The organism is Streptomyces xanthochromogenes (assembly GCF_014650455.1).
GTDB lineage: Bacteria > Actinomycetota > Actinomycetes > Streptomycetales > Streptomycetaceae > Streptomyces > Streptomyces xanthochromogenes.
On sequence record NZ_BMUZ01000002.1, the window covers coordinates 23,983 to 30,102 of the forward strand.

At 69.8% G+C, this 6,120-nt stretch carries 6 protein-coding genes; 2 read left to right on the forward strand and 4 right to left on the reverse strand.

The genetic code is table 11. From position 1 onward, the window contains the following. The first annotated feature begins 25 nt into the window (after positions 1 to 25). Positions 26 to 874 carry an isoprenyl transferase gene (locus IE267_RS03940; protein ID WP_167153369.1) on the forward strand — a complete coding sequence of 283 codons (849 nt, stop codon included), beginning with the start codon at positions 26 to 28 and terminating at the stop codon, positions 872 to 874. 426 nt (positions 875 to 1,300) lie between these two features. Here IE267_RS03940 and IE267_RS03945 read toward each other — a convergent pair whose 3' ends face one another. From IE267_RS03945 to IE267_RS03960, 4 genes are all read right to left on the reverse strand, one after another. After that, complete coding sequence (locus IE267_RS03945) at positions 1,301 to 1,738, reverse strand: Fur family transcriptional regulator (protein WP_100578319.1); 438 nt, start codon at positions 1,736 to 1,738, stop codon at positions 1,301 to 1,303. Positions 1,739 to 1,797: 59 nt separating this feature from the next. Then, the gene (locus IE267_RS03950; protein ID WP_167156231.1) at positions 1,798 to 2,724 is read right to left on the reverse strand and encodes a metal ABC transporter permease; all 927 of its coding nucleotides are present in this window, start codon (positions 2,722 to 2,724) and stop codon (positions 1,798 to 1,800) included. A gap of 5 nt (positions 2,725 to 2,729) precedes the next feature. Then, positions 2,730 to 3,488, reverse strand: a complete 759-nt coding sequence (locus IE267_RS03955; RefSeq protein WP_167153371.1) for a metal ABC transporter ATP-binding protein — start codon at positions 3,486 to 3,488, stop codon at positions 2,730 to 2,732. A gap of 71 nt (positions 3,489 to 3,559) precedes the next feature. Further along, entirely contained in the window at positions 3,560 to 4,546 is a 987-nt protein-coding gene (locus IE267_RS03960; protein WP_167153373.1) for a metal ABC transporter substrate-binding protein, read from the reverse strand. 166 nt (positions 4,547 to 4,712) lie between these two features. Here IE267_RS03960 and IE267_RS03965 point away from each other — a divergent pair, with 166 nt between their 5' ends. Next, positions 4,713 to 6,095 carry a glycine--tRNA ligase gene (locus IE267_RS03965; RefSeq protein ID WP_167153375.1) on the forward strand — a complete coding sequence of 461 codons (1,383 nt, stop codon included), beginning with the start codon at positions 4,713 to 4,715 and terminating at the stop codon, positions 6,093 to 6,095. Positions 6,096 to 6,120: the final 25 nt, after the last annotated feature.

Here is a 6,120-nt window from a genome sequence, read left to right on the forward strand (position 1 = left end):
AGAGCATCTAGGGAGAGAGCTCCACATGGCAGTACGCGGAATCCTGGGCGGGCGGTCGAGGCGCGACTACAAGACCCCCGAGCCGCACCCCTCGGGCGCGGTGCCGCCGAAGATCCCGGCGGAGCTGGTGCCGAACCACGTCGCGTGCGTCATGGACGGCAACGGCCGCTGGGCCAAGGAGCGCGGGCTGCCCCGCACCGAGGGCCACAAGGTCGGCGAGGGCGTCGTCCTCGACGTCCTCAAGGGCTGCCTGGAGATGGGCGTCAAGAACCTCTCCCTGTACGCCTTCTCCACCGAGAACTGGAAGCGCTCGCCCGAAGAGGTCCGCTTCCTGATGAACTTCAACCGCGACGTCATCCGGCGCCGCCGCGACGAGATGAACGAACTGGGCATCCGCATCCGCTGGGTGGGCCGCATGCCCAAGATGTGGAAGTCGGTCGTCCAGGAGCTCCAGGTCGCCCAGGAGCAGACCGTCGACAACGACGCGATGACGCTGTACTTCTGCGTCAACTACGGCGGCCGTGCCGAACTCGCCGACGCGGCGCAGGGCATCGCGCGCGATGTCGCCGCCGGCAAGCTCGACCCGTCGAAGGTCAACGAGAAGACCTTCGCGAAGTATCTGTACTACCCGGACATGCCGGACGTCGACCTGTTCCTGCGCCCCAGCGGCGAGCAGCGCACCTCCAACTACCTGATCTGGCAGTCCAGTTACGCCGAGATGGTCTTCCAGGACGTCCTGTGGCCCGACTTCGACCGCCGCGACCTGTGGCGGGCGTGCCTCGAATTCGCCTCCCGCGACCGGCGGTTCGGCGGAGCCATCCCGAACGAGGCGCTGGCCGCGCTGGACAAGAGCGGCGACCTCCCGCGCCCGTGAGCCCCCGGCCCCTGGGGGCTCCGCCCCCAGACCCCCGTTCGCGCCTTAAGGGCGCTCGTCCTCAATCTCCCCCAAGGCCTTAAGGGCCAGGGGGGACCCCCGTAACGGGCTGAAATGCCTTGACACCGGCCAGCACCGAAGCTTTTAGGGACGCGAGGAACTGCGCGACCAGCCCCGCATGGCCCGAGGCCGAAAACGGTGTTGGGGGCGCGGGGAACTGCGCGAGAAGTGGGCACGGTCCGAGGTCGAGAACGGGTTTTGGGGCGCGGGGAACTGCGCGAACGGCCCCGCACGGCCCGCAGGCGAGTCCGCAGCCAAGGGGAAGAGGCCCGCGCGCGCAGCGCCGGGCCTCAAGGGGGCCGGGGCGGGCCCCAGGGAGCGTGGGTCTGGGGCGGGGCCCAGGAAACGCGGGGCCCGCGTTGGGGGCTAGGGCGCTGGAGAGGCAGCGCAGGACTCGCACGTGCCGAAGATCTCCACCGTGTGCGCCACGTTCACATACCCGTGCTGTGACGCGATCGACTCCGCCCACTTCTCGACGGCCGGCCCCTCGACCTCGACCGCCTTGCCGCACACCCGGCACACCAGATGGTGGTGGTGGTCGCCCGAGGAGCAGCGCCGGTACACCGACTCCCCGTCGCTGGTGCGCAGCACATCCACCTCGCCCGCGTCCGCGAGGGACTGCAGCGTGCGGTAGACGGTGGTCAGGCCCACCGAGTCGCCCCGGTGCTTGAGCATGTCGTGCAACTCCTGCGCGCTGCGGAACTCGTCCACCTCGTCGAGCGCCGCCGCCACCGCGGCACGCTGCCGGGTCGACCGGCCTCGTACGGGGGCGGTATTCGACCCGCCGAGTGGCGCTGTCGTCACAGGTGCCTCCAAGCCTTGACCCGTACAAACCTTTCCCGGGCCATTGTGCCAGCTCCCGCTCAGGCCGTGACCTCGCCGGCCTGAGGCTTTGCCGGGGCGGGGACGGCGGCGGACGCGCCGGCGGGCACGTCGAGGCCGCACTCGCCCTCGGCCGGTGCGGCGGCCCTGGCCCGGGCCCGCCGTTTGGCCAGGGGGGTGGCCAGCGCGGTCAGGACGATGAAGATGGCGATCGTGAACAGCACGATGACGGCGCCGGGCGGCACGTCCTCGTAGTACGTGACGACCGTTCCGCTCAGCGTCACCGTCACGCCGATCGCCACCGCGATCGCGAAGGTCAGGGCGAAGCTGCGGGACAGCTGCTGGGCGGCCGCGACCGGCACCACCATCAGGGCGGAGACCAGGAGGAGGCCGACCACCCGCATGGCCACGGTCACCGTGACCGCCGCGGTGACCGCCGTCAGGAGGTTCAGGGCGCGCACCGGCAGACCCGTCACACGGGCGAATTCCTCGTCCTGGCTGACCGCGAAGAGCTGGCGGCGCAGGCCGACGGTCACGACGAGCACGAACGCGGCGAGGAGGCCGATGGCCCAGACGTCGGACTGCGAGACCGTGGAGAGGGAGCCGAAGAGGTAGGAGTTGAGGTTGGCGGTGGAGCCGCCCGGCGCGAGGTTGATGAAGAGCACACCGCCCGCCATGCCGCCGTAGAACAGCATGGCCAGCGCGATGTCGCCCCGCGTCTTGCCGTACCAGCGGATCAGCTCCATCGTGACCGCGCCGAGCACGGAGATGAGCGTGGCCATCCACACCGGCGAGGTCGAGAGCAGGAAGCCGAGGCCGACGCCGGTCATCGCCACATGGCCGATGCCGTCGCCCATCAGGGCCTGGCGGCGCTGGACGAGGTAGATCCCGACGGCGGGCGCGGTGATCCCGACGAGCACGGCGGCGATCAACGCCCGTTGCATGAAGGGGGAGTTCAGGATTTCCATCATGGTCAGGTCAGCAGTCCCGTGCGTACCGGCTCGGCGGCCGTGTGCGGATGTACGTGGTCGTGGCCGGGCAGCGCGTGCTGGCCCACGGCCCTCGGCGGCGGCCCGTCGTGCACGACGCAGCCGTCGCGCAGCACCACCGCCCGGTCGATCAGCGGCTCCAGCGGTCCGAGTTCGTGCAGGACGAGCAGCACCGAGGCGCCGGCCGCGACCTGCTCGCGCAGGGTCGCCGCGAGGATCTCCTGGCTCTCGATGTCGACGCCCGCCATCGGCTCGTCCATGATCAGGAGCTCGGGTTCGGCCGCCAACGCCCGTGCGATCAGGACGCGTTGGTGCTGGCCGCCGGAGAGCGCGTCCACGGAGTCCTTGGCCCGGTCGGCCAGGCCCACTGCCGCGATCGCCCGGTCGACGGCGTCGCGGTCGGTCTTGCGCAGAATCCCGAAGCGGGTGCGCGAGAGGCGTCCCGAGGAGACGACCTCGCGGATGGTCGCGGGCACCCCGCCCGCGGCGGTGGTGCGCTGCGGGACGTAGCCGACCCGGCCCCAGGCGCGGAAGCGGCGCCGCGGGGTGCCGAAGATCTCGACCGAGCCGCCGCTGAGCGGCACCTGCCCGATGATCGTGCGGATCGCGGTGGACTTGCCCGAGCCGTTCGCGCCGAGCAGGGCGACGACCTCGCCGCGGTGCACGGCCAGGTCGATGCCGCGCAGGACGGGGCGCGATCCGAGCTCGGCCGTCACCTTGGTGAGCGTTATGACGGGCTCCATGGCAGGTGCCTCCAAAGCGGGTGGACGGGGGGTCGCTCGGCGCGCGGCGCCCAAGTCGCCTGGCGTGGCGGTCACTTGGTGCCGAGCGCGGTGGTCAGGGCGGTCAGGTTGGACCGCATCACCGAGAAGTAGTCGGTGCCCTTGGACCGGTCGGTGATCCCTTCGAGGGGGTCGAGTACATCAGTCCTGAGGGAGGCGTCCGACGCCAGGGTCTTGGCGGTCTTGTCGCTGACCAGCGTCTCGTAGAACACGGTCGTGACGCCGTCGGCCTTCGCCATCTTCTGGAGGTCCTTGATCCGCGCCGGGCTCGGCTCGGAGTCCGGGTCGAGGCCGTTGATGGCCTCCTCGGTCAGCCCGTAGCGCTCGGCGAGGTAGCCGAAGGCGGCGTGGGTGGTGATGAAGACCTTCGCCCTGGTGTTCTTCAGTGCGGCCGCGTACTCCTTGTCGAGGCCGCCGAGCCTGCCCACCAGGGCGTCGGTGTTCTTGCGGTAGTCCGCGGCGTGGGCCGGGTCGGCCTTCGCGAGGGCCGCGCCGACGCCCTTGGCGACCTCGGCGTACTTCACCGGGTCGAGCCAGATGTGCGGGTCGTCGCCGCCCTCGGAGTGGCTGTGGCCGTGGTCGGCGTGGTCCTCCTCGCCGGCCGCGTCGTCGTGGGCCGCCGCATGCCCGCCGACCTCGTTGCCGTGCTTCTCCATCGCCGTGAGCGTCGAGGCGTCGACCTTCGTCCTGACCTCGGCCTGCTGGACGGCCGCGTCCACGGCGGGCTGGAGGCCCTTGAGGTAGACGACCGCGTCCGCGTCGTTGAGCTTCGCGGTCTGCCGCGCGCTGATCTCCAGGTCGTGCGGCTCGACGCCCGGCTTGGTGAGGCCGGTGACCGCGACGTGATCGCCGCCGATCTGCTCGGTCAGGAATTGCAGGGGATAGAACGACGCCACCACGTCCAGCTTCCCGTCCTTCCGCTCCGCGGCCGAGCCGGAACCGCAGGCGGTGAGGGCCGTGAGGCCGAGGAGGGCCGCGCAGGACAGGGCGGCCGTGGGTATGAGGCGTCGTACGTTCATGACATCCATTTTCAACAAAGATGGAAACGATTGTCAATAATCAGTACGGGTGGACCCCTGCGCGGAGCCCCCGGCGGGAACCGATTTGATAGAGGGGGTGCGGCCGCCGGTAATCTGAAGGCTTCGCCGTTCCCCCGTTCACGTCGTCGTTAATGAAGAGAGCACCGTGGCCGCCGACAAGATCGACACCATCGTCAACCTGAGCAAGCGCCGTGGCTTCGTCTACCCGTGCAGCGAGATCTACGGAGGCCAGAAGGCCGCCTGGGACTACGGGCCGCTGGGTGTCGAGCTGAAGGAGAACCTGAAGCGCCAGTGGTGGCGCTACATGGTCACCTCGCGCGAGGACGTTGTCGGCATCGACTCGTCGGTGATCCTGGCCTCCGAGGTCTGGGAGGCCTCCGGCCACGTCGCGACCTTCACCGACCCGCTCACCGAGTGCACCTCCTGCCACAAGCGCTTCCGCGCGGACCACCTCGAAGAGGCGTACGAGGAGAAGCACGGCAAGGCCCCCGCGAACGGCCTCGCCGACCTCAACTGCCCCAACTGCGGCAACAAGGGCACCTTCACCGAGCCCAAGAGCTTCTCCGGACTGCTCTCCACCCACCTCGGCCCCACCCAGGACAGCGGCTCGGTCGCCTACCTGCGCCCCGAGACCGCCCAAGGCATCTTCACCAACTTCGGCCAGGTCCTTCAGACTTCCCGCAAGAAGCCGCCGTTCGGCATCGCGCAGATGGGCAAGTCCTTCCGCAACGAGATCACGCCGGGCAACTTCATCTTCCGCACCCGCGAGTTCGAGCAGATGGAGATGGAGTTCTTCGTCAAGCCCGGCGAGGACGAGCAGTGGCAGGAATACTGGATGGAGCAGCGCTGGAACTGGTACACCGGCCTCGGCCTGCGTGAAGAGAACATGCGCTGGTACGAGCACCCGGCGGAGAAGCTCTCCCACTACTCCAAGCGCACCGCCGACATCGAGTACCGCTTCAGCTTCGGCGGCAGCGAGTGGGGCGAGCTCGAAGGCGTCGCCAACCGCACCGACTACGACCTCAACGCCCACTCCAAGGCCTCCGGCCACGACCTGGCCTACTTCGACCAGGAGGCCGGCGAGCGCTGGACGCCGTACGTCATCGAGCCCGCAGCCGGTGTCGGCCGCGCGATGCTGGCGTTCCTGCTCGACGCCTACAGCGAGGACGAAGCGCCCAACGCCAAGGGCGTCATGGAAAAGCGCGCCGTGATGCGCCTCGACCCGCGCCTGGCGCCGGTCAAGGTCGCCGTCCTGCCGCTGTCCCGCAACGCGCAGCTCTCCCCGAAGGCCAAGGGCCTCGCGGCCGACCTGCGGCAGAACTGGAACATCGAGTTCGACGACGCCGGTGCGATCGGGCGCCGCTACCGCCGCCAGGACGAGATCGGCACCCCGTTCTGCGTGACCGTCGACTTCGACACCCTCGACGACAACGCGGTGACCGTGCGCGAGCGGGACACCATGGCTCAGGAGCGGGTCTCCCTGGACCAGATCCAGCAGTACCTCGGCAGCCGACTGCTCGGCTGCTGAAGGGAGTCGGGGGTGGGGGGGGGGG